Annotated in this window: 21 protein-coding genes and 1 tRNA gene; 14 read left to right on the forward strand and 8 right to left on the reverse strand. The window is 46.0% G+C overall.

Translation table 11 applies throughout. The features are described 5' to 3' along the window. Positions 1–39: 39 nt before the first annotated feature. Together KSP24_RS15265 and KSP24_RS15270 are read left to right on the forward strand one after the other, a co-directional pair. Positions 40–1,707: an RsmB/NOP family class I SAM-dependent RNA methyltransferase gene (locus tag KSP24_RS15265; RefSeq protein ID WP_216975634.1), complete on the forward strand. Its 1,668-nt coding sequence runs from the start codon at positions 40–42 to the stop codon at positions 1,705–1,707. Then, positions 1,704–2,486: a pseudouridine synthase gene (locus tag KSP24_RS15270; protein WP_216975636.1), complete on the forward strand. Its 783-nt coding sequence runs from the start codon at positions 1,704–1,706 to the stop codon at positions 2,484–2,486. Before KSP24_RS15265 ends, KSP24_RS15270 begins: the two co-directional genes overlap by 4 nt. A gap of 123 nt (positions 2,487–2,609) precedes the next feature. Here the strand turns inward: KSP24_RS15270 and KSP24_RS15275 are convergent, their stop codons facing one another. Next, entirely contained in the window at positions 2,610–3,791 is a 1,182-nt protein-coding gene (locus KSP24_RS15275; RefSeq protein WP_013370515.1) for a GGDEF domain-containing protein, read from the reverse strand. Positions 3,792–3,996: 205 nt separating this feature from the next. On the opposite strand from KSP24_RS15275, the gene KSP24_RS15280 reads away from it, so the two are divergent. Beyond that, on the forward strand, positions 3,997–5,121 hold the full coding sequence (locus KSP24_RS15280) for a glycosyltransferase family 4 protein (RefSeq protein ID WP_013370516.1): 1,125 nt from the start codon (positions 3,997–3,999) through the stop codon (positions 5,119–5,121). Here the strand turns inward: KSP24_RS15280 and KSP24_RS15285 are convergent. After that, complete coding sequence (locus tag KSP24_RS15285) at positions 5,118–6,224, reverse strand: YkvI family membrane protein (RefSeq protein WP_013370517.1); 1,107 nt, start codon at positions 6,222–6,224, stop codon at positions 5,118–5,120. The two genes, KSP24_RS15280 and KSP24_RS15285, sit on opposite strands and share 4 nt — an antisense overlap. 141 nt (positions 6,225–6,365) lie before the next feature. On the opposite strand from KSP24_RS15285, the gene KSP24_RS15290 reads away from it, so the two are divergent. From KSP24_RS15290 to KSP24_RS15310, 5 genes are all read left to right on the forward strand, one after another. Further along, positions 6,366–6,971, forward strand: a complete 606-nt coding sequence (locus KSP24_RS15290) for a DedA family protein (RefSeq protein ID WP_013370518.1) — start codon at positions 6,366–6,368, stop codon at positions 6,969–6,971. Positions 6,972–7,056: 85 nt separating this feature from the next. Continuing rightward, on the forward strand, positions 7,057–7,629 hold the full coding sequence (locus tag KSP24_RS15295; RefSeq protein WP_040101648.1) for a xanthine phosphoribosyltransferase: 573 nt from the start codon (positions 7,057–7,059) through the stop codon (positions 7,627–7,629). 101 nt (positions 7,630–7,730) lie between these two features. Next, positions 7,731–8,075 (forward strand): hypothetical protein, encoded by a 345-nt coding sequence (locus tag KSP24_RS15300; protein ID WP_013370520.1) that lies wholly within the window; start codon positions 7,731–7,733, stop codon positions 8,073–8,075. A gap of 138 nt (positions 8,076–8,213) precedes the next feature. Then, on the forward strand, positions 8,214–8,435 hold the full coding sequence (locus KSP24_RS15305; protein WP_014599639.1) for a hypothetical protein: 222 nt from the start codon (positions 8,214–8,216) through the stop codon (positions 8,433–8,435). 115 nt (positions 8,436–8,550) lie between these two features. After that, positions 8,551–8,880 carry a carboxymuconolactone decarboxylase family protein gene (locus tag KSP24_RS15310; RefSeq protein ID WP_013370522.1) on the forward strand — a complete coding sequence of 110 codons (330 nt, stop codon included), beginning with the start codon at positions 8,551–8,553 and terminating at the stop codon, positions 8,878–8,880. A gap of 141 nt (positions 8,881–9,021) precedes the next feature. Here the strand turns inward: KSP24_RS15310 and KSP24_RS15315 are convergent, their stop codons facing one another. Next, positions 9,022–9,558, reverse strand: a complete 537-nt coding sequence (locus tag KSP24_RS15315; protein WP_040101647.1) for a YhjD family protein — start codon at positions 9,556–9,558, stop codon at positions 9,022–9,024. 222 nt (positions 9,559–9,780) lie between these two features. Here KSP24_RS15315 and KSP24_RS15320 point away from each other — a divergent pair. The 3 genes from KSP24_RS15320 to KSP24_RS15330 all read left to right on the forward strand — a co-directional run bounded on the left by KSP24_RS15320 (position 9,781) and on the right by KSP24_RS15330 (position 11,655). Next, positions 9,781–9,865, forward strand: a tRNA-Leu gene (locus KSP24_RS15320). Between the two features lie 213 nt (positions 9,866–10,078). After that, a complete protein-coding gene (gene msrA / locus KSP24_RS15325) occupies positions 10,079–10,591 on the forward strand; it encodes a peptide-methionine (S)-S-oxide reductase MsrA (protein ID WP_216975637.1) in 513 nt (170 codons plus the stop codon). A gap of 128 nt (positions 10,592–10,719) precedes the next feature. Further along, positions 10,720–11,655 (forward strand): divergent polysaccharide deacetylase family protein, encoded by a 936-nt coding sequence (locus tag KSP24_RS15330; protein WP_058829411.1) that lies wholly within the window; start codon positions 10,720–10,722, stop codon positions 11,653–11,655. On the opposite strand, the gene KSP24_RS15335 is transcribed toward KSP24_RS15330, so the two are convergent. Continuing rightward, the gene (locus KSP24_RS15335) at positions 11,630–12,385 is read right to left on the reverse strand and encodes an N-acetylmuramoyl-L-alanine amidase (RefSeq protein ID WP_216975639.1); all 756 of its coding nucleotides are present in this window, start codon (positions 12,383–12,385) and stop codon (positions 11,630–11,632) included. The two genes, KSP24_RS15330 and KSP24_RS15335, sit on opposite strands and share 26 nt — an antisense overlap. Before the next feature lie 288 nt (positions 12,386–12,673). Between KSP24_RS15335 and KSP24_RS15340 the strand changes: the two genes are divergently transcribed. Next, entirely contained in the window at positions 12,674–12,865 is a 192-nt protein-coding gene (locus tag KSP24_RS15340; protein ID WP_040101644.1) for a YqzE family protein, read from the forward strand. Positions 12,866–12,968: 103 nt separating this feature from the next. Here KSP24_RS15340 and KSP24_RS15345 read toward each other — a convergent pair whose 3' ends face one another. From KSP24_RS15345 to KSP24_RS15360, 4 genes are all read right to left on the reverse strand, one after another. Further along, complete coding sequence (locus KSP24_RS15345; RefSeq protein WP_013370530.1) at positions 12,969–14,030, reverse strand: hypothetical protein; 1,062 nt, start codon at positions 14,028–14,030, stop codon at positions 12,969–12,971. Between the two features lie 258 nt (positions 14,031–14,288). Continuing rightward, a complete protein-coding gene (locus KSP24_RS15350; protein WP_040101643.1) occupies positions 14,289–15,239 on the reverse strand; it encodes a YqhG family protein in 951 nt (316 codons plus the stop codon). 2 nt (positions 15,240–15,241) lie between these two features. Then, positions 15,242–17,134, reverse strand: coding sequence for a DEAD/DEAH box helicase (locus KSP24_RS15355; RefSeq protein WP_040101642.1), 1,893 nt, complete (start codon positions 17,132–17,134; stop codon positions 15,242–15,244). Between the two features lie 135 nt (positions 17,135–17,269). Continuing rightward, positions 17,270–18,109: a helix-turn-helix transcriptional regulator gene (locus tag KSP24_RS15360; protein WP_129549063.1), complete on the reverse strand. Its 840-nt coding sequence runs from the start codon at positions 18,107–18,109 to the stop codon at positions 17,270–17,272. 163 nt (positions 18,110–18,272) lie between these two features. Here KSP24_RS15360 and fabF point away from each other — a divergent pair, with 163 nt between their 5' ends. Next, a complete protein-coding gene (gene fabF / locus KSP24_RS15365) occupies positions 18,273–19,511 on the forward strand; it encodes a beta-ketoacyl-ACP synthase II (RefSeq protein WP_025676922.1) in 1,239 nt (412 codons plus the stop codon). Positions 19,512–19,649: 138 nt separating this feature from the next. Continuing rightward, a complete protein-coding gene (locus tag KSP24_RS15370) occupies positions 19,650–20,156 on the forward strand; it encodes a GNAT family N-acetyltransferase (RefSeq protein WP_013370535.1) in 507 nt (168 codons plus the stop codon). The last annotated feature ends 5 nt before the right edge of the window (positions 20,157–20,161 follow it).

Consider the following 20,161-nt stretch of genomic DNA (forward strand, 5'->3'; position numbering starts at 1 on the left):
CAATAAAATTTATTTTAACAGGACAGGATGATTACGATTATGGGTGTACAGCTCCCCACAGCATTTGTAAAGCGCATGGAGCAACTGCTCGGCGATGAATTTGAGGCTTTTATGGCTGCCTATGACCACACGCCCCATGCGGGGATTCGTGTCAACACATTAAAAATTCCAGTAGAGGACTTTAAGGAACGTCCTCCGTTCGAACTGCGGCCGATTCCGTGGTGCGCCACAGGTTTTTACATTCCGCACGGTACTAAGCCTGGACTTCACCCCTACTATCATGCTGGGTTGTACTATGTTCAGGAACCGAGTGCCATGTCTCCAGTTGAACTGCTCAATGTAGCTCAGGGTGAAGCTGTTTTGGACTTGTGCGCTGCACCGGGAGGGAAATCAACCCAAATCGCAGCCAAACTGCAAGGAAGCGGCATACTGGTGACCAATGATATTAGCGCCGATCGAACCAAGGCTTTGGCTAAAAATGTGGAATTGTACGGTGTGCGCAATGCCGTGGTATTGAATGAGAGCCCTGATCGTATCGCAGATGCTTTTCCTCATTTTTTTAACAAGATTTTAATTGACGCACCTTGTTCGGGAGAAGGCATGTTCCGTAAGGATGAGGATATGGCCAAACAATGGGAGACACACTCGGTGGAAAAATGTGTGGTCATGCAACGGGACATTTTGCGTGTAGCGGCCTCAATGCTGAGCGATGGGGGAAGAATTGTCTATTCGACCTGCACCTTTGCCCCGGAGGAGAATGAAGGAATGATTGCGGAATTTCTGGATGCTCATCCCGATTTTAACGTAGTCCCTGTTCCTTCGGAAGCAGGCTTTGCACCAGGCCACCCGGAATGGATGAACGAAGAGATTGCATCGGCACATCCCGAACTGCGGGGTACAGCACGCCTCTGGCCGCATCTTGTAGAGGGGGAGGGCCATTTTATCGCTGTATTGCAGCATCAGGGTGGTGCTCGTGTGGCCTCGACAGCAGATCACACTGTATCGGGGGATATGGTTCCGTTTTCGAACAAGAATGACAGAGTATTAAACATAGAAGCAGCATATCCGCAGAAGAAGCAACATTTGCCCGTCAAGGAAGCGCTACTCCCAAGTGGCCAAGGAAGGCGCACGACTGATGAGCCTAAACGAACCGGAAAAGGAATGGGCGGAAAGTTAGCCAAAGGAAAGAACACGCGCGGCTTTGATGGCAGCAAGTCACGTATGGGCAAAGAAAATGTGAAATCTGCCGCACGCTCCCCGCATGATGTGCTGGAGTCCTATCACCAATTTGTTCAGGAGCAGCTGGAGGTTTCATTTGCAGGCTACACGGTGGTCTACGGAGATCGCATTTATCAATCGCCGCTGGCATCACATCGTTTGGACGGCCTTAAGGTGGTACGTCCGGGCTGGTTTATGGGAACCGATAAGAATGGTCGTTTTGTACCTTCACATCCGCTGGCGGTGGCTTTACGCCCTTCTGAGGCGGTTAGGAGCATCAACCTCTCCAGCTCGGATGCTGAAGCCATCCGGTATTTAAAAGGTGAAACCTTGTCCATCCCTGTTGAGAGAATAGAGCTTCGAAATGAAGTCCAACCCAAAGGCTTTACTCTCGTGTGTATTGATGGTTATTCGGCCGGGTGGGGCAAATGGCAGGACGGCATGCTTAAAAATGAATATCCTACAGGCTGGAGGTGGACATCGGTATGAGTGGAAAAGGAAGACAAACTCAGCGTTTGGACAAAATTTTAACCCATATGGGATATGGTTCCCGTAGTGATATCAAGAGACAGGTAAAGCAAGGTATGATCACGGTAAACGGACGGACCATCAAAGATAGCGGCTTACAGGTTCATCCATACCAAGACCAAATTGAAGTGAACGGAGAACTGATTGTATTTCGGGAGTTTATTTACATCATGCTGCACAAGCCTCCAGGTGTCATATCCGCAACCGAAGATACGAGGGAACGGACGGTGCTGGATTTGCTGAGTGCGGAGGAACGACATTTTGAGCCTTTTCCAGTAGGGAGGCTAGATAAAGATACAGAAGGCTTATTGCTGTTGACCAACGACGGCAAGCTGGCGCACGAACTACTGTCTCCACGGCGTCATGTCCCCAAAACGTATGAAGCTACGGTGTCGGGGCATGTCACGGAGGAGGATATTCTTCAATTTACAGCAGGAGTGGAACTGGACGATGGGTATGTCACCCTACCCGCGCAGTTGACGATTCTTCGGCATGAACAGCCGCATCAGGCAGATGGAGAAGTCACTTCCTATATTTCGCTCGTAATCCATGAGGGTAAGTTTCACCAAGTGAAGCGCATGTTCGAGGCGGTTGGTAAAAAGGTGACCTACTTGAAAAGAACAGCCATGGGGCCATTGAAGCTGGATGATCAGCTTCCACTGGGCAGCTATCGAGAGCTGACTAGCGAAGAACTGGCCTCGATCGGCCGTGATATAGCATCCGCAACTTCAGAAGTTTAATGAAGAGATTAAATACAAATGACGCACAGGCTCGTATGAGATTCCTGTGCGTCATTTTATGATATAGACAACCAGACAGAGCAGTATTCATAGGCAGTCTTTGATAACGAATCGAATTGCGAATTATTGTGCGCGTGCTGCCCGACTCTGCTTCACTTCCGCTGCCTTATAAGCTGTAACCTTGTTTTTGCCTGTCGTTTTGGATATGTACATGGCTTGATCGGCCTGTTTGACGAGTTCATCCGGGTTTATTTCCTTCTTTGCTGTACTGTGTCCGACACTGATAGTGACGATGCTTTCCTCAGCGACACGTTCGCGGATTCGTTCTGCGACCTGCGCCACCTTTGCCCGCCGATCCACAACCATTGCGACCAGTTCCTCGCCACCGTATCGTCCGGTCAGCCCGATTTCATCCAGTTCCTCCTCCATAATTTGTGCGACCTGCTTGAGAACCTCATCCGCACGAGCATGGCCCTGCGTATCATTCAGCTTTTTGAAATTGTCAATATCGCAAAAAATGACCGACACGCGGATTCCCTGGTCCATATATCTCCGTAATCTTCCCGAAAAATATTTACGGTTATACAGCCCTGTGAGGCCATCGGTGATGGAAGAACGATAAATCCTTTGGAGTAGCTCCACAATCCGTTCAAACAGAATGATGAATAACGTAGTGTAGTACAACAATGGTAAAAATGACATCCACAGGACTGTGCTTGACCCGTTTGCTTCTTCAGGGATGTCATTTTGCAGCCAGAGAAAACCAAGCCAGAGCGAATAAGTGAATAAGCCTGCTATAAATTTCTTTGGCTGTCCGATCCGTGGGGTGATGAACAGAAGGCTTAATATAAGCACCAGCACTCGATAAAACAGAGTGAATCCAACCAATTTTACTGAGCTGATCCAAGTGGGTAACAAACCTAAAGTCCAAGCCATTACCGGCAGTATTAATAACGCAGCCAGCAACAGCAAGGCCCATTTTTCCACACGCTTTAGTTTTCGGTACAGCTGAAATACAGCGGCATTGATGAGCAAGAAGGCAAACGCCTCCAGCGCATTTTTCCACACGATTCCCTGCAGTTGCATTTGGCCGCCGCCTGCCGAATAGAGATTCATCGCTTCATATGTCATAATAAAAATAGCGGCAACCGAAAAAAGGATATAGGCTTTTTTTCGTTGTCTGCTATATATGATCACGCACATTAGCGCCATCATGAGTATAATATACAAACCGCAGGCTGCACTTATAGCCCCGGCCAGAGATGGGGAGCCCAAGGTTCCCAATAAGGACAACAACGTCAACATCACCGACTCCATTTGTAAAATTAATCTATCTATTGAACAGACGATATCGTTCCGATACAATAGACAGGATTTATTGCAGTTAAAATGTTATAATTTTCTTTTGTGCCTAACATTTATTCTCAATATATCATCTTTCAGAAAATCCGGAAACCTATACATATATCCTGTGTTCCGGGCAGTTTAATGCTTGAAAGGGGAAGCACTCATGAAATTGCTACAGGCTCTCTTTTTCCCACCCGAGCAACCGGGAGGCGTTTCATCCATGATTCCATATTTGCAAGAGCGATTTACGTCCCCCCGTTGGGAAATGGAGCTATTTTCAATCCCTAAACGGATTCGTAACAAGGGCAGGGACGAAGTAATCTTTGATACCTTCGACTGGACGAGATATGAGCAATATCCAATTGTTCAAAAATATATTCAGACGTACCGTGATTATTTGTGGTGGACTCGGCTTCGTATTCAGAAGCCCTTTGACCTTATTCATGCTCATCATCCGATTGCCGGGCTCGCTATGAAAAACGTATTTCCAGATATCCCGCTCGTACAGACGATTCACTCTTCCTATGAGAAGGAGTTAATTCTAAACGGGAAAATAGAGGAGAACGGGCCTGAACACCAATTCTTAGTGTCACTGTACCGAGAAATGGAGCATAAGGCGGATCGCCTGATAGCAGTATCGCAATCTTTTCAGCATTACTTAACACCTTATGTACAGCATCCGCAAGATGTTGTGGTTATTCCAAATGGATATGATGAGAAACGATTTAAGCCCATTCCTCACGAAAATGAAGTGACACAGCTCATAACCGTTTGCCGACTTGTTCCCGCCAAAGGGCTTGATATTCTATTACAGGCTTGCGCTGAGCTGAAAAAAAGAAATCAGGAATTTGTACTCCATATCATTGGAGATGGTCCGATTCGACCTGAGCTGGAAGAGATGGCGCGACAGCTGGATATATACCATGAGACGATTTTTTATGGATATACTCTTCATCCTGAAGAGTTTATGCCTTTCTTTGATGTATTCGTATTGCCTTCGCGGGCGGAGGCCTTTGGCTCCGTATTTGCAGAAGCGGCGTTGAGCTGTCTGGCATTGGTAGGTACAGAAGTAGGGGGAATACCGGAGCAGATTGAGGATGGGGTAAATGGTCTGCTCGTGCCACCCGATAATCCGAAGGCACTGGCAGACGCATTAGAAAAGGTCATTGCTGACCCTGCCTATCGTTATGAACTGGCTAGATCTGCCTGCGACAAGGCTAAATCAAGCTATTCTTTAAGTCGTGCTGTTAACGAGCTGAAGAAAATGTATTTGAAATTTCCACACTAACCATGACGGGTATCACCTGGTTTGGAATCAGAATGTCGAAAGCTGGAACGAGGACGTGAGGAGCGGAAAGGTCTTCCGCGTCCTGCTAAGATCAGTTTACTAACCCACATCAGACTGAGCATTCCGAAAATAGGATAAAGAACAGATAACAGTGAGCTGAAGCCGAACTGACTGATTAAAAAACAGGTGAGCATAATGAATAATGTAATGAGCTTGGGCGAAATTTGGACATGCTGACGAATTTGTAGACTGACTCCATAAATGTCGGCTACAAAGGTACTGAAGATCTCCATGAAAATGAGTAGAATGTATATGATTTCAACAAGGGCGCCTAGACGGTAAGCGATGCTTCCCATAGGGATTTCAAATTGCTGAATGCCTGGCATTTGCGCTGACATGACAAAATGTGCAGCCATCAGCATAAAGCCAACACCAATTCCGCCCAATACACCGCCCCAGCGGATGGTTTTGCGGGAGAAAGTTTGACTGCCTAGAGGGACAAGCACGGCCTGAGCCATAGCCAGATTGAAGGACGTGTACAGGAGTGGAGAGATCCATGTTCGTAGCGCACTGTGGTCTGTTGTATTTGTGATAAAGCTTTGTGGATTGGGCATGGAAAGGGTGCTGTGAACGAGCAAAAGAGATATGGTGATCATCAGCGGGACAACAATGGTGTTCATATGCAAAATCGCTTTAATACCTTTATTCAGCAGCAAGTAAGTTCCAATTAATGTAATGAGCAGTCCTGTTTGGTAGTGCAGGTGAAGGTGCTCCACAAAAACAGAGCCGGCTCCTGCGAGCATGACGCTGTTCACGCCAATCAGCACAATAAGTGTGAATATGCTGATCCATTTTCCGGCATTGGCACCAAAAAGGTGCTTGTTCAGATCCTCGTAGGAGCGGGCTGAAATATCATGAGCAATCAGCATCATTTTCGTACCCAACCATACAAATACAAGTGTGGACAGCATAATGGTGATTGTAGCCCAACGTCCATATTGCGTAAAAAATTGCAAAATTTCTTGTCCGGTAGCGAACCCGGCACCGACGATTGTACCAATGTATGTAAAAGCAATCTGAAAAACATGAATATTACGTTTCATTCCCAGTCCCCCCTTGCTTGCTTGAATAACGCTGCAGCGAGCATATAATACAAACTATGTTCAACTGAAATGGGACATGACTGGATGAGACTGAAAATAATTATACTGAATTTAATGAATAGCTTGACGGGAGCGTAATTTATGGGTCAAATCCTTGCATGGATACTGGAATACGGATATTTGGCGATGTTCGGCTTGCTTGCCCTTGGAGTAGCTGGTATGCCGATACCCGACGAAGTGCTAATGATCGCCTTTGGCGGGCTCGTGTCTCAAGGACACTACAACTTTATTGCCGCGCTGGCAGTCACATTTTTCGGTAGTATGACAGGCATGATGCTTAGCTACACATTGGGTCGCCTGCTGGGCAAGCCACTATTGCACCGATACGGTAAATGGGTGAGGCTTACGCCCTCCAGGATTGCCTCTTCCGAAAATTGGTTCGGGCGCTATGGTACCTGGGGAATTTTGTTCGGGTATTTTGTCCCCGGCTTGAGACACGTATCATCCTATCTGGCAGGCACAACCCGTCTAGGTGTTTTTCGCTATATCGGCTATGCATCGGCAGGAGCTTTGCTGTGGTGCGGTACATTTTTGGGGATCGGACATGCGGTGGGCATGCACTGGGAACAGGTGGCTAAGCTGATGGAGAAGGTGACGCACCAGGTAGGTTTGATCGTTATTCTTTTAATCGTTTTGGGAGGAATCATCGCATGGTTCTGGAACAAACGTAAAAAAAATATCACATGAACGCATGGAAAGCAGGCTATAGCTTGAAAGCGGCGGGTGAAGTATGGTACTTTTACCGCATAGGAATGCCGTGGGAGGTCATGGAATGGAAGTATTAAAGAAACGAATTTTAAATGAAGGCGTGATTGCGTCAGATCAGGTGCTAAAGCTGGATGGATTGCTTAATCATCAGGTTGATCCAGAGCTGACAATGGAAATGGGACGAGAGTTCGCAGCCCGTTTTCGGGAAGACAAAATCACCAGAGTAGTGACCGTGGAATCCTCAGGCATTGCCATCGGGTTTGCGACAGCGTTGGAGTTGGGTGTACCGTTGGTATTTGCTCGTCGTAAAAAGACTTTATTAGCTGATCCGGATGCGCTGTGTGAGCGTGTACCTTCGTTTACAAAAGGTATTGTCACAGATATTATGCTGTCTCGTCAATTTATTCATGAGCATGATCGTGTGTTGTTCATTGATGATATTATCGCTAATGGCGATGCGGCTCGAGGCATGGTTAAAATTATTCAACGCTCTGGAGCGGAGTTGATTGGATTCGGAGTTGCGGTTGAAAAAATGTTTCAGGCTGGAGCGAGAACCATCCGTGAGCAGGGCATCCGTGTAGAATCATTGGTTAAAATTTCGTCGTTGGCTGACGGTAAGATAGAGTTTGCTGAATAGTAACAATTCGAAACTCCGGATCCTTATTTCTAATAATAACCTTTGCATGAGCATCAATTTCGCTTATAATATATATAAGGTTTGGGAGAGGAGGCAGCAACATGGGGAATGAACAATTGACCGAACAGTTTTTTCTGGAAAAACTGGCAGCGGCTAAAGTGCATTTTGAACGCGCCTTGGATTGTAAGCATACGGAATTCGACGATTTGTATCCCTATATGATTGAACATCCTCAGTTTTTTTGGTATAAACGCTATGTGGCCTGGTCTGAGTTGTTGACATTGGTTAACCTATGCGAAGAATTGTCTTTCTCTTGGAAAGAAGAATTTACTGCTCACCAAGTGGAGTATGTAGAACAGCGAGTGTTGTCTGCACAAGTGCTGGACTTCTGGTACGAGAAGAACGATACAAAAGAACATGATCACAGTGTAAATCAGTCGGGATAATTTGTTGCTCTGTTGGCAATCCATATAAGTAGTAAGCGGAAGAGACCTAAATGATTCGTTTAGGTCTCTTTTTAAACTTTTTTCATGTATATAAAATTATGGCGTTGTGTTGAAAAAATGGACAAGGAGGGGACATGGATGATAATGGACGAAGAATTGGATGCTTATCGACTTTCTGGTGAAAAGGTACGCGTCGTACGCGATGGATTGGAGTCCAATGATGTGGTTGGCATTGTACTGGCATGGGATGATGAACAGGTGCTTATTCGCCGCCAGAATCGACGTGTGGTCAAGTTGGATCGCAGCTATACATACCAGCCGTTCAGCGAGCCGCGTCACAATCCGATAGAACTGGATTAAGAAACGAGTTCTAATGGGGATTGGATAAAAAACTGGGTGCTTCATTAGGCATACAGAAACTCTAAACCGGACACAGTAATGAAGCAAAACTCAACAGAGAGGGCGTGCTGTGTTAATGACGGTTATGGACGAAAAAGTACATGCATACAAGGATCAAATCAGCCATTTGGAAGATAAGTTGCCCGAGGTAGTTCATGCCTATCATCGCTTTACCGGAGAATGCTTTCAAGCCGGCAGTTTAGATGAAAAAACCAAGCAACTGATTGCGCTAGGAATTGGCTTATTTGCCAACAATGAGGTGTGCACGTTTTATCATGTGAATGAGGCGCGTTCCAAAGGAGCCAGTGATCAGGAGATTATGGAAGCCGTTGCTGTAGCTGCTGCAGTTGGTGGAGGACATGCTCTAAGTCAAGGGGTTACACGTGTACAGAAGGCGCTACATTAAAACGAATCATCCATACAGATAACCCATACTCAAAATAGGGGAAATAGATTGATCTGAACAAATGATAGTGATGTTTATGGAGAGAAGCTTCCGAGCACAGTTAGTGCCTGCGGAAGCTTCTTTTTGCATGTAGTGCGGGGATTATGCTCTTTTGCTTGCAGCAAAAGCAGCAGGGCGAGGGGATTTATGCTTATAGGCAGAAGAGGATGCAATCCAGCTTCGCCCAACAACGCGTAGGGGTTTGGGGGTTGAGTTATTGGGTAATTCGGGGCGATATTTCTCTGGCAAAGGTAGAGACGCCGTATGAGGCATAGAGGTAGGGAGCCCCAAATAAGCTCGCATTCGTTCATACATTTCTTTGCGGAATGCGGACATAGGCATACTGAACTGCTCTTTAACGCCTTTATATATATAGGTGGCGTGAACGCCGGAGTGGTTTTGTTGTATGTCTAGAACACGAACGTGATACTTCTTAAATTCATGTTTAATTTCAGATAGCAGGATTCCGGTACGATCTATTCCTGCGTTAACCATTTCAACATAAAGATCAGGGGTTTTCAGAACGCCGCTTTCTTCAAGAATTAGGCTGTCACGCTCAAATACTTTTTGAATAAAGGTAAGGAGCAGATAACTTTTCACAAGAGAGCATGAATGCTGAGTAGTATCTGAAGAGATCATTACCATTCACCGCCTTAGGGAAATGTGATGATAATTCATAGTCATGGAAGTAAAGGAACTTTTGTTCCCAAGAACTTATGTTCTTATATTATCGTATTATTCCTTTTTTATCAAGAAGAAATAAAGAAAAACAAAAGATTTGACAACTTTATTTGAGCATGGTATGATCTATCTTGTCGCTAAGAAAGATTGGTTCTTTCGAGATAGACGACAAATATATATGCGGTCGTGGCGGAATTGGCAGACGCGCACGGTTCAGGTCCGTGTGGGCTAACCCCCCGTGGAGGTTCGAGTCCTCTCGACCGCATCCATTTAGAAAAGGTTTATAGAATTGCTATTGTAGCAATTTTATAAACCTTTTCTTATGTTTCGGAATTATTGCAGACTTCCAGCAATGATTCCAATACGAGGGCTTGAACTTTATTCAAGTTCATAAGCAATTCTTTTATAAGTTTAATTTTTAAGATATGATAGAAAATAACGCATTTGATGATGAAGCTATTGAAAGGTTGGATGAAAGATGGAGAAAGCAACTTTTGCAGGCGGATGCTTCTGGTGTATGGTGACTCCGTTCGAGGAGCAGCCAGGCATTCATAGTATTGTCTCAGGCTATACTGGAGGGACGATTTCCGATCCGACCTACGAACAGGTTAAAACAGGAACAACCGGGCACTATGAGGTGGTGCAGATTACGTTTGATCCTGAGCTGTTTCCTTATGAAAAGCTACTTGAATTGTATTGGCCGCAAACAGATCCTACCGACGGAGAAGGTCAATTTCAGGACCGAGGCACACAATATAAGCCTGCAATTTTTTATCATACGGAGCAGCAACGAGAGCTTGCACAACAATCCAAGGAACAGTTGGTACAAAGCGGACGCTTTGATAAGCCAATTGTAACGGAGATTCTTCCGGCTGCAATTTTTTATCCGGCAGAGGATTATCATCAGGATTATCACAAGAAGAATGTGAAGCATTATAAGGAAGATCGAGCCCAATCCGGTCGTGATGAATTTATCGATAAAAACTGGTAAGCAGCTTTAATATACGTTATTATGCGCACTTCAAGGCAGATCAGAGGTTATATCTCAGATCTGCCTTATACATATTTAAACGGTTTTACTCACACAATGAAGGGACAGAGAAGGAGGCTGACCCGCAAATGAGTACACGACGGAAGCTGCACATGAGAAATATAATAAAAAAGGCTTTAAAGGCATCACGCAACCGGAAGAATTCGTCTTATGCGCTTGTACACCATGCAAGATCTAGAATGCAATTCATCGCAGTGCTTTGTATTTCAGTCTGTATGTTATTTATAGTCTGTAAAACTGCTGTTGCCGAAGCAATAGACCAACAGAACCAGCAGCAAAAGAGGGTTGCTGTCATTATTGATGATCTAGGAAACAACATGAAAGGTACCAAGGAGATTTTAAATTTACCTGTCAAAATCACCGTTGCTGTAATGCCCTTCCTGCCAACAACCAAACAGGACGCTATGGAAGCGCATAATCGTGGTCATGATGTTATCGTCCATCTTCCAATGGAGCCCAAGCAGGGCAAGCCTGAATGGCTTGGACCTGGAGCAATCAAGGCTAATATGACGGATGAAGAAGTACGCGCCAAGGTGACCGCAGCTATCAAGGATGTTCCTTATGCCATAGGAATGAACAACCATATGGGCTCCAAGGTCACCTCAGACAAGCGCATTATGTCCATCGTTCTTGATGTTTGTAAGGAACATGGACTATTTTTTGTTGATAGCCGAACTAATTATTGGTCAGTGGTGCCTGAACTTGCCGCTAAAAAGGGAATGCCACCGGTGCGAAATGATGTTTTTTTGGATGATGTTCATACACTCGCTCATGTGAATCGGCAACTTAGCAAAGTGGTTGAATGGTTGGCAGAGCACAACACCTGTGTAACGATTGGACATGTTGGCGTGTCCGGCATGTATACCTCCTCAGGGCTTCATTCATCGGTTCCTAAATTAAAGGAACATGCTCAGTTTGTAGGCATTAGCGATCTAGTGCGTGATGTATGGGGGTGGACAGGAGATCCAGCCACGAATACTACCACGCCGTCAGATGGGCAATAATGCCTTCGGCAATAGCTTCAGCAATCCTTTTTTGGCCGCGATCCCCAGAAAGTAGGGCTCTGTCTTGTTCGTTGCTGATAAACCCCGTTTCGACTATTACAGCGGGATGTTGAATTTTATTCAGAAGATAAAAGGGTTTTCCGTACATGGTTTGTCTATTCATGCAAAATAAGCGGTTTAATGAATGCTGGATCTGCTCAGCTAACGTATAGCTGCTGCCTTCATCTTGATACAGTACAATGGGTCCACGTTTTTCGGCACGTTTGGCCCAATTGACATGCAGGCTTACAACCACAGCAGTGGGCAGTTGTTCTGTCAAGCTTTTACGTTGGGCGAGGTCTTTAAGATGCCGGGATTTGGACTGCAACCAACGGTTATCATCACTCAGTGCGTAGTCCTTGTCCCTATTCAAGACAGCAGGGTAACTCTGGGAACGTAAGATCAAGTACAGTTTTTGAGCAATGGCGAGATTGATATCTTTTTCCAGAAGTCCTTTGTGACTTGTTCCACCATCCACACCGCCATGACCTACATCAATCAGGACCACGGGCTTGGCAAAAGCGTGATAGGAGCGGTTAAACGAGGTTTCTGTATGCTTGTTTGTGTCGGTGCTTTTCTCGCCAGGCTGAGTAGTTGCATAAGCAAATGGGGCAAATACAGCGCTACAAAGGATGCAAAAATTTAACCCCAGCCCGATCAGCCATATCTTGTTTAACTTTTTATTCAACACGTTCTATTCCTCCAATGGACGAATTGATTGTTTACCTGGAAACTATGCATAACAGACATCAAACCTTAAGCAGCGTAGCTGCCTTCAAATATAAAAATAAACCTTGGGGGAACTGTTATATTGAAGATAGTATGTTCCATTTAAGGGAAACCATGCATAGTTATTCCGCAGGGATTAGAGCTCCTGAAAACTGTGCAAGCTAGTGGTATCTGAACCTAACGTGTAATTTGATATTTCCAAGGCACAGTGATTGGAAATGATAGGTGCAGATGGAGGAGGTCATGGAGGATGGCGAAGAGTGACGAACTGGTGACGTATATTACACAGCGGATTGTACGTTATATGGAAACGCCGCGTGAGGTTCGACGTAGCCAAAAACAAGCCAAGGAGCCATGGGTGAGCAAATGGTTTGGCATGTTGCCTCTCGCTCTGAAAATGTGGATAAAATCCACACGCAGAGGGCGAAAAGAGCAACGTTAAACACGCCAAAGAGACCACAAGAGGCAGGGGTATGCCATTTGAGGTCTCTTTTTATGTTGTTATAGGGGATAATTTCGAATGATTTTTGTTGTTCCTGAAATTACTAGGATTCCAAACGGTAAAATTGACCATGAGGCAACAGCTGTTTTAGTGGCACAAATCGGGAAAGTCCATCGTGGTAGGTTAATGCATATAAAATGGGTTCGGACGGATGATCTGGAGATATCCAAGCTTGAAACCCGCTAATGGATAAGGGTCCCCCAAAGGCAAAATTGATACTTGTGGCAGAAAAAATCATACGTGGTGAATTACTTAGCGCGTCCATAAATTGACCTGTGTCATAAATGGAAAGTTTTTGCTTAGCTTGAAGCCAACCCAGATCATCATAGGGATTGAAAGGATCGGACGAGATAGTAACTGTTTGTGCCTGCGTTTTCGAAAAGGGTGTAGGTGAAGAGATCGCGTTGTTCTGAAGCTTATGTTTCCAGCCCCCATCTGCTACTTCTACAGGTAGCGGATCGCCAGTAACAGCATCAATACATATTTGGCTACCCGTAGAGGAACGCACCAGCCAATAGGCTAAAAGTGGTTCCTCATACATAGGTGTAATTTGCAGCTTGTCGATAGAAGAAAATTCGGTTTCTGTGAGCAACTTGAGGGATTGGCGAAGTATATCCATACTATATGGTCCGCCTGGACCATTCCCGTATTCATTGAGTTGATAAGCGCCGTCTGGGTCAGATCCGATAATCAGGTAGCCAATGTATTCTCCTGCATGGTTCACTTGAACAAGCCAGCTATGGGTTCCAGGTCCAAGCGGATGGTAGCTGAGCTCGGCGTCTTTCCACGAAGCAAAAGGGGGTTGCGACGATAGGGATTGTACGGTGTCGGCTGCTGTCCGTTTCACGTCTTCAGGCACCCCTTGTTGCTGAGCAGGAAGCTTTGATGAAACGTCACCCGGGGAGGCAGAAGGAGTAGCAGGACTCATGGATTCCATTGGAGGAACCCACGAGCTTTCGTTGTAGTTGGGTGCTGAGCTTAAATTGCTTTCTTGAACGGCTGAGGGAGCCGCATGAATGGAAGCGAACGGACAGACTGCGGACAGGCCGATCAGTACAGCTGCGATCATACCTACGCTATAATGCCCGGAATGATTTTTCTTCAATGGAATCCACCTTTCTGTCGGATGACTTGCCGACGGAGGCATTCTTTTTTAACTAGCATACAGCCTGTCCGATGAAAAGACTGCTGCACCCTGTCGGCGCAAATGTCGTATCCAGGTTCGCTTTTTGCTGTCGATACATAGGAGACAGGTTAGACTACGCTTGTGTTTGCAGCAGCAGAAACTGATGTAGGCTGAAGCAAGATGTTACAACTTGACGACATGTCTGCAACCAACCTGCGAAGGAGCGTGAGATATCAGTTACCGCAGGTGAAATATGCCGCAGTTAATGGCGGATACGAGTACCTTTGGCTCATATTGCCATACCATTTCTTTACGACGGGCTTGATGCTGCTCTAATACGGATTCTTTTTTATCCTCTTCCTCTTTCTGTTCCTTGATTAGGTCATCGTAGTAGTGGTCTATGACCTCTAGTTCCTCGCGCAATCGTTCCTTCGCCTGCTCAGCCCAACCATAATCTTGCTGTCGGAGCTGTTCGGTGAGATAGTTTTCAAGCGAGGTGGAAGCCTCAGGGACAGATAGCAGTGCTGGCTGTACATGCATATTGCCTGCCAGTAGTGGGCTGAGCTGCCGAGTTTCGAGCATAGCGCCAAAATTGGCTACAATAGTGCCGCTTTTGAGTGAAATCCCTAGCCACTGAAGTTCCTCACGCTTCAGATCGCAGGCAAACTCAATCTTGTAGCAGACGCTGAGCCAAGCTTCATAGACTACAGGAGAACGGGCAGACAATTGACGGGCATCCGGCTGCTCGAACAAATAAACATATTTTCCTCCATCCCGAGCGGCTTCAAAAATTTGATGCAGCCGACGGCTTCCGTATCGAAGCTCCTCCTGCATAATGCGACCAGGCCCTAATTGCGGTAACGTCGGTACATGACCGAAGTAACGCCCCATGACCTGATCTTGTGCTGCGTTGCCAGCTACAGGAGCTGGTGGCGTCTGATCCGCTAAACGTTCCTGTTCTGTCCGATAGGCTTCCCCATCAAAGATGAATGTGAAGGACATCGTCTGCGCTGGAACGCCAGTACGCTCTACGTATCCCCAATAGTAGGGACGATTTGTCAAGGCTTTATCTGCCTCTGGAGAAAGCTTGACAGTTACATGGTGGGGAGACCTCTCAATGATGCTGCACCCGGTAGCTTCCAGATAGGTGTGGACAAAACGCTGGACTTGCTGTGCATTCATAGTCAACGCTAGCGACCTCCTTTCACACTGCGTCGAGCTTTGGTTGGAGAAGATGCATCACCTGCTAAGCCTAACAAATCCTCGGTGACACTTGAGCTTACTCCTGTTAGCCGTCCCTTAGGCTGCTTTGTTCCAGCTGACTTATCGGTTGCTACATTTGGAGTGACTGACGGGTCTGTGCGGATTTGTTCTATTTCTTGTTTGATGGAATCCAGCGAGTGGCCTAACTTTTGCATTTTTCTGCGAATTTCATCATCACTGCTGGACTCAAGCATGATTTTATATAAACTTTTTTCAATGGATTCTTTTTTCTCGAACTTTTCCAGAATAACGTCCAATCCGCCAATGACCATTTCAAACATATTAATCTTTTCATGCAGCAGGTGCAGGATATGCTCCTCAATCGTTCCGGTAGTGGACAGGTTGAAGATATTCACATCATGCTTCTGTCCAAGTCGATGCACCCGTCCAATCCGCTGTTCCACGCGCATGGGGTTCCACGGTAAATCGAAGTTAATCATGTGGTGACAAAATTGCAGGTTAATACCTTCACCACCTGCTTCAGTGGCAATCATAACCTGAATGCGACCACGGAACAGATCCATCATCCAATCCTTGCGCCCTCGGTTCATACCCCCTCGGTAAGGAACAGCAGACAGTCCGCGATCACGGAAATAGTTTAGCAAATACTCCTGTGTGGCCCGATATTCTGTAAAAATAATCACTTTTTCGTTCATCTTCCGGATAAGCTCAAGCGCTTTTTCAGCTTTGGAATTGGCCTTGATCGCTTTAATGTGTGCGACCAAGTCCCAGACACGATCACGTAGAGGAGAGTCTGGAGCCATCTTTTTGGACAAATTGACCAGCGTGACGAACACAGCGTCCCGGCTACTGCACACTTCCCGTTGAAGGGTAACGAGAGACAGCATGCTGCTTAAATTTCCGCCATTCGCTTGATATTGCTCTTTGACAAAAGAGGTCACCCCATCGTACAGCGCTTGCTCTTCTGGCGAGAGCTCCAAGTGAATGTTGGAAACATTTCGTTTAGTGAATTGAACTGGCCCTTCTCCACGACGATTGCGGATCATGACTTTAGACAGCTCATCCTTGAGCTGGTCTTCATTTTTGGGCAGACGTTTATCTACAACAAAGTTTGCTGAAAAATCGCCTTGTCTTCCTAATTGACCGGGCTTGAGTAACGTAATCAGATTAAACAGCTCAGATAGATCGTTCTGTACAGGTGTAGCTGTCAGGAGCAAACAATATTTTTTACGCAACTTCATAATGAACTGGTAGTTGGATGTTTTTTTATTCTTCAGCTTATGAGCCTCGTCAATAATGAGCAGGTCATAATCGGTATCTAGCAGGATGTTACTATGTGGCTCTCTTTTGGCCGTATCCATAGAGGCTACGACGACCTCGGAAGACCAAGAATACGCTTTTTTCTGGGCGACTGCGGGAATGCCGAATTTGCTATTCAGCTCACGCACCCATTGCAGGACCAAAGAAGCGGGTACAAGAATAAGCACTTTGGAAGCCAGCCCGCGAACCAGATATTCCTTAAGGATCATTCCAGCTTCAATTGTTTTGCCTAGGCCGACTTCATCGGCAAGAATGGCACGTCCAGACATCTCAAACAGTACCTTCCGAGCGGTATCGAGTTGATGGGGCAGAGGAGTGAGGTCTTGCAAATGCTGAAGACATTGAAGCTCATCAAAGCTCGGCACCAGCTTGGCCTTTTCCGCCTCGATGGCCAGCTGATACAGATCCCAATCTCCCCAGGGGCCTCCCTTGTGCAGGCGTTGGTCCAGCTCGTCCTGCCAGCTGCGGTCAAATTGTACCGGAACAGGCAATGGTGCTTGGTTTTGTGTGTGCTGGGAACTTGTCGGTTTGGCTTTCATGATGATTCCCTCCCTCCTGGTAGTAGCACAGTTGAAGCTATCGGCTCTGTCACATATATGGCATCTATTTTGCACAGATCGTAGATGTAGTATGGACGGAAAAAGATATCTTCATAACAGGAGGGATGAAATCCTTTAGTTGCCTTCCATTAACTTTTGGAGTTTACTTTCCGTAGAAGTTTGCCCATTAGGGGTGTAAATGCTGCAACGGAGATCGACACTGCCTTGTACCTGAAGGGAAGTCAGGTCAAATAACATTTTGCCAGCCTTGGCATGACGAAATTCAATGAGCACTTCGGGAGCGGAGCTTACCTCACTCTGATTCCAAAGCTCGTTAAACTCTGGGTAGGCCTCGCTCATATTTTGTATAAATTGAGCATACCAGGGGTCTGTCACGTATTGCCCGTAATAAGCGCGGAATATAGCAAGAAACCCCTTTACAAAGTGCTCCCAATTCACGGCCAGACTTTTAAACTCCTTTTTGGTAAATAGCAGTTCGATCATATTGCGTTGCTCATGTGGTAGCTCGGCAAAATCCATAAAAACATGAGCAGCAGCTTCGTTCCAGCCGACAATATGGCAGCGCCGATCTGAAATAATAGCAGGACAGTAGTGCAACTCTTGTACGATCTTTTGCAGAGATGGAGATATGATCGCCTGCTCTGCAGAAGCAGGAAGGTTATGAGACCCGGCTTCCAGCGCTAAATCGTACAAATATTTACGCTCATCCGTGTTCAACTGCAGGGCAGCGGCAATAGCATCCAACACGGAGGCGGATACTTTAATATCCCGACCCTGCTCCAGCCAGGTATACCAGGTTGTACTGACACCTGCTAGCTGAGCGACTTCTTCTCTACGTAAACCTGGTGTTCTGCGACGTGACCCTGGGGGAAGACCAACCATATGCGGGTGTAGGCGGGCCCTTTTTGTTTTCAGAAAAACAGATAGTGCTTCCAGACGTGCTTCCGTTTTCATAGGTATTTTCTCTCCATTCAATGAGTGTATCTGAAGTAATTAAATCAGGCGCTTACTATAGTAGTGTTCATTATACCAGGATAAACAAACACTTGTAATAGGATAAGACGGGGGTAAAATGAGGATTATAAGTAAGCCATCGAGCAGGAGGAATGAATAGCTTATGCAAAGAGTAGTGATAACAGGTATGGGTGTCGTTTCGCCATTGGGTAATGAAGTAGACACGCTATGGAACAATTTGCTGGAGGGCCATTCAGGTATACGTAAAATTAATTCATTTGATGTGTCCGATTTAAAAGCACAAATTGCTGGACTGGTACAGGATTTTGATGCAGAAAAACAGTGGGGGCGTAAGGATGCCAGACGAATGGATCGATTTACTCAGTTTGCATTATATGCGGCAGAGCAAGCGCTCAAGGATTCTGGCCTGGAACTAGATCGCACTGATCTGGAGCGTGTAGGTGTATATGTGGGATCAGGAGTTGGCGGTTTGGATACGTTGGTAGACAATGTGGACGTGCTGCTACATCGTGGTCCGGGCAGAGTTAGCCCGACGCTGGTACCTATGATGATCTCGAATATGGCTGCTGCCCAAATTAGTATCGCGTTTGGAGCAATGGGTCCTACGCTTTCACCTGTAACGGCTTGTTCAATTGGGAACACTGCAATTGGAGAGGCATTTCGAACCATTCGTACAGGAGATGCGGATGTCATTTTTGCCGGTGGAGCTGAAGCGGCGGTGTCTCGATTGGCTTTGGCAAGTTTCGCTAATGCAACTGCCTTGTCGACACGTAACGAGGAGCCTTCCACAGCAAGTCGGCCGTTTGACAAGAATCGGGACGGTTTTGTCATGAGCGAAGGAGCAGGCATCTTGGTGCTGGAGTCGCTGGAGCACGCTACCCGGCGTGGTGCAGAAATCTATGGTGAGGTCATCGGTTATGGAGCGAGTTCGGATGCCTATCATATGGTTGCACCGCATCCTGAAGGAACCGGAGCTTATCTAGCAATGAAAGCGGCCCTTCATTCGGCTCGAATCTCCCCTGAAGAAGTGGACGTGATCAGTGCTCACGCAACGAGTACGGCTGTAGGGGATATCGCTGAAACCTTGGCGATTCACAAGCTGTTTGGTGACTATGCCTATCAGATTCCGGTAACCGCGAATAAGTCCATGCTAGGTCATATGCTAGGAGCCGCAGGCGGTGTCGAAGCGATTGCGCTTGTTCAAAGCCTTCGAGAAGGTATCATTCCGCCAACGATGCATCTGGATAATCCAGACCCTGTTTGTGATCTGGATTATGTGCCTCACGAAGCGCGCAAGGCTTCGCTAGATATTGGGTTATCTAATTCTTTCGGCTTCGGTGGTCATAATGCGGTCATTGTGCTGAAACGCTATGAGTCATAATATGTAATGAGTATTGAAGCCTCAGATGCTATATCCGGCTGGATCTAGCATCTGAGGCTATTTTAATTTAGGCATCATAGATTTAATTTAAATAATAGATAGAGTAAGATGGAGGAAAACATTTGGAGGGATGAAGCCATGATTATCATCAGGAACATAGAGCCAGCAGACGCTGAAGCGTATTGGAATTTAAGACTGGAAGCCCTAAAAATGAATCCCGAAGCTTTTGGAACCTCTTATGAGGAAGCTGTACAAGTTTCGTTATTTGATATAGTGAAGCAAATACAAAATAAGAGAGATCATTACATACTTGGTGCATTTACAAAGGATCATCAGCTGGCTGGCATGACCGGGTTTAGAAGAGAACACAAAATTAAGACACGACATAAAGGAACGATTTGGGGAGTGTATGTACCACCGATTTACCGAGGCCAGGGGATCGCTAAGAAACTTTTATTGGAAGTTATCAGTCGAGGTAGAAAAGTGGAAGGATTAAAACAAATCAATTTGAGTGTGGTGGCTGCCAATCAAGCAGCTGTTGAGCTTTATAGAAAATTGGGATTCAAAACTTATGGTATTGAAAAGAACGCTTTGGAATATCACGGTCAGGGATATGATGAGGAACTCCTGGCTTATTTTTATTAAGGGTG

This window comes from Paenibacillus sp. AK121 (genome assembly GCF_019042715.1).
Lineage (GTDB): Bacteria > Bacillota > Bacilli > Paenibacillales > Paenibacillaceae > Paenibacillus > Paenibacillus polymyxa_C.

What these genes read in the sequence shown, in the direction of transcription:
- KSP24_RS15275 (WP_013370515.1), bottom strand. Translation starts at nt 3,791, where the DNA reads ATGTTGACGTTGTTGTCCTTATTGGGAACCTTGGGCTCCCCATCTCTG.
- KSP24_RS15280 (WP_013370516.1), top strand. Translation starts at nt 3,997, where the DNA reads ATGAAATTGCTACAGGCTCTCTTTTTCCCACCCGAGCAACCGGGAGGC.
- KSP24_RS15330 (WP_058829411.1), top strand. Translation starts at nt 10,720, where the DNA reads ATGAGTACACGACGGAAGCTGCACATGAGAAATATAATAAAAAAGGCT.
- KSP24_RS15300 (WP_013370520.1), top strand. Translation starts at nt 7,731, where the DNA reads ATGGGGAATGAACAATTGACCGAACAGTTTTTTCTGGAAAAACTGGCA.
- KSP24_RS15370 (WP_013370535.1), top strand. Translation starts at nt 19,650, where the DNA reads ATGATTATCATCAGGAACATAGAGCCAGCAGACGCTGAAGCGTATTGG.
- KSP24_RS15295 (WP_040101648.1), top strand. Translation starts at nt 7,057, where the DNA reads ATGGAAGTATTAAAGAAACGAATTTTAAATGAAGGCGTGATTGCGTCA.
- KSP24_RS15265 (WP_216975634.1), top strand. Translation starts at nt 40, where the DNA reads ATGGGTGTACAGCTCCCCACAGCATTTGTAAAGCGCATGGAGCAACTG.
- KSP24_RS15360 (WP_129549063.1), bottom strand. Translation starts at nt 18,109, where the DNA reads ATGAAAACGGAAGCACGTCTGGAAGCACTATCTGTTTTTCTGAAAACA.
- KSP24_RS15315 (WP_040101647.1), bottom strand. Translation starts at nt 9,558, where the DNA reads ATGATCTCTTCAGATACTACTCAGCATTCATGCTCTCTTGTGAAAAGT.
- KSP24_RS15290 (WP_013370518.1), top strand. Translation starts at nt 6,366, where the DNA reads ATGGGTCAAATCCTTGCATGGATACTGGAATACGGATATTTGGCGATG.
- KSP24_RS15270 (WP_216975636.1), top strand. Translation starts at nt 1,704, where the DNA reads ATGAGTGGAAAAGGAAGACAAACTCAGCGTTTGGACAAAATTTTAACC.
- KSP24_RS15355 (WP_040101642.1), bottom strand. Translation starts at nt 17,134, where the DNA reads ATGAAAGCCAAACCGACAAGTTCCCAGCACACACAAAACCAAGCACCA.
- KSP24_RS15310 (WP_013370522.1), top strand. Translation starts at nt 8,551, where the DNA reads ATGACGGTTATGGACGAAAAAGTACATGCATACAAGGATCAAATCAGC.
- KSP24_RS15340 (WP_040101644.1), top strand. Translation starts at nt 12,674, where the DNA reads ATGGCGAAGAGTGACGAACTGGTGACGTATATTACACAGCGGATTGTA.
- KSP24_RS15285 (WP_013370517.1), bottom strand. Translation starts at nt 6,224, where the DNA reads ATGAAACGTAATATTCATGTTTTTCAGATTGCTTTTACATACATTGGT.
- KSP24_RS15305 (WP_014599639.1), top strand. Translation starts at nt 8,214, where the DNA reads ATGATAATGGACGAAGAATTGGATGCTTATCGACTTTCTGGTGAAAAG.
- msrA (WP_216975637.1), top strand. Translation starts at nt 10,079, where the DNA reads ATGGAGAAAGCAACTTTTGCAGGCGGATGCTTCTGGTGTATGGTGACT.
- fabF (WP_025676922.1), top strand. Translation starts at nt 18,273, where the DNA reads ATGCAAAGAGTAGTGATAACAGGTATGGGTGTCGTTTCGCCATTGGGT.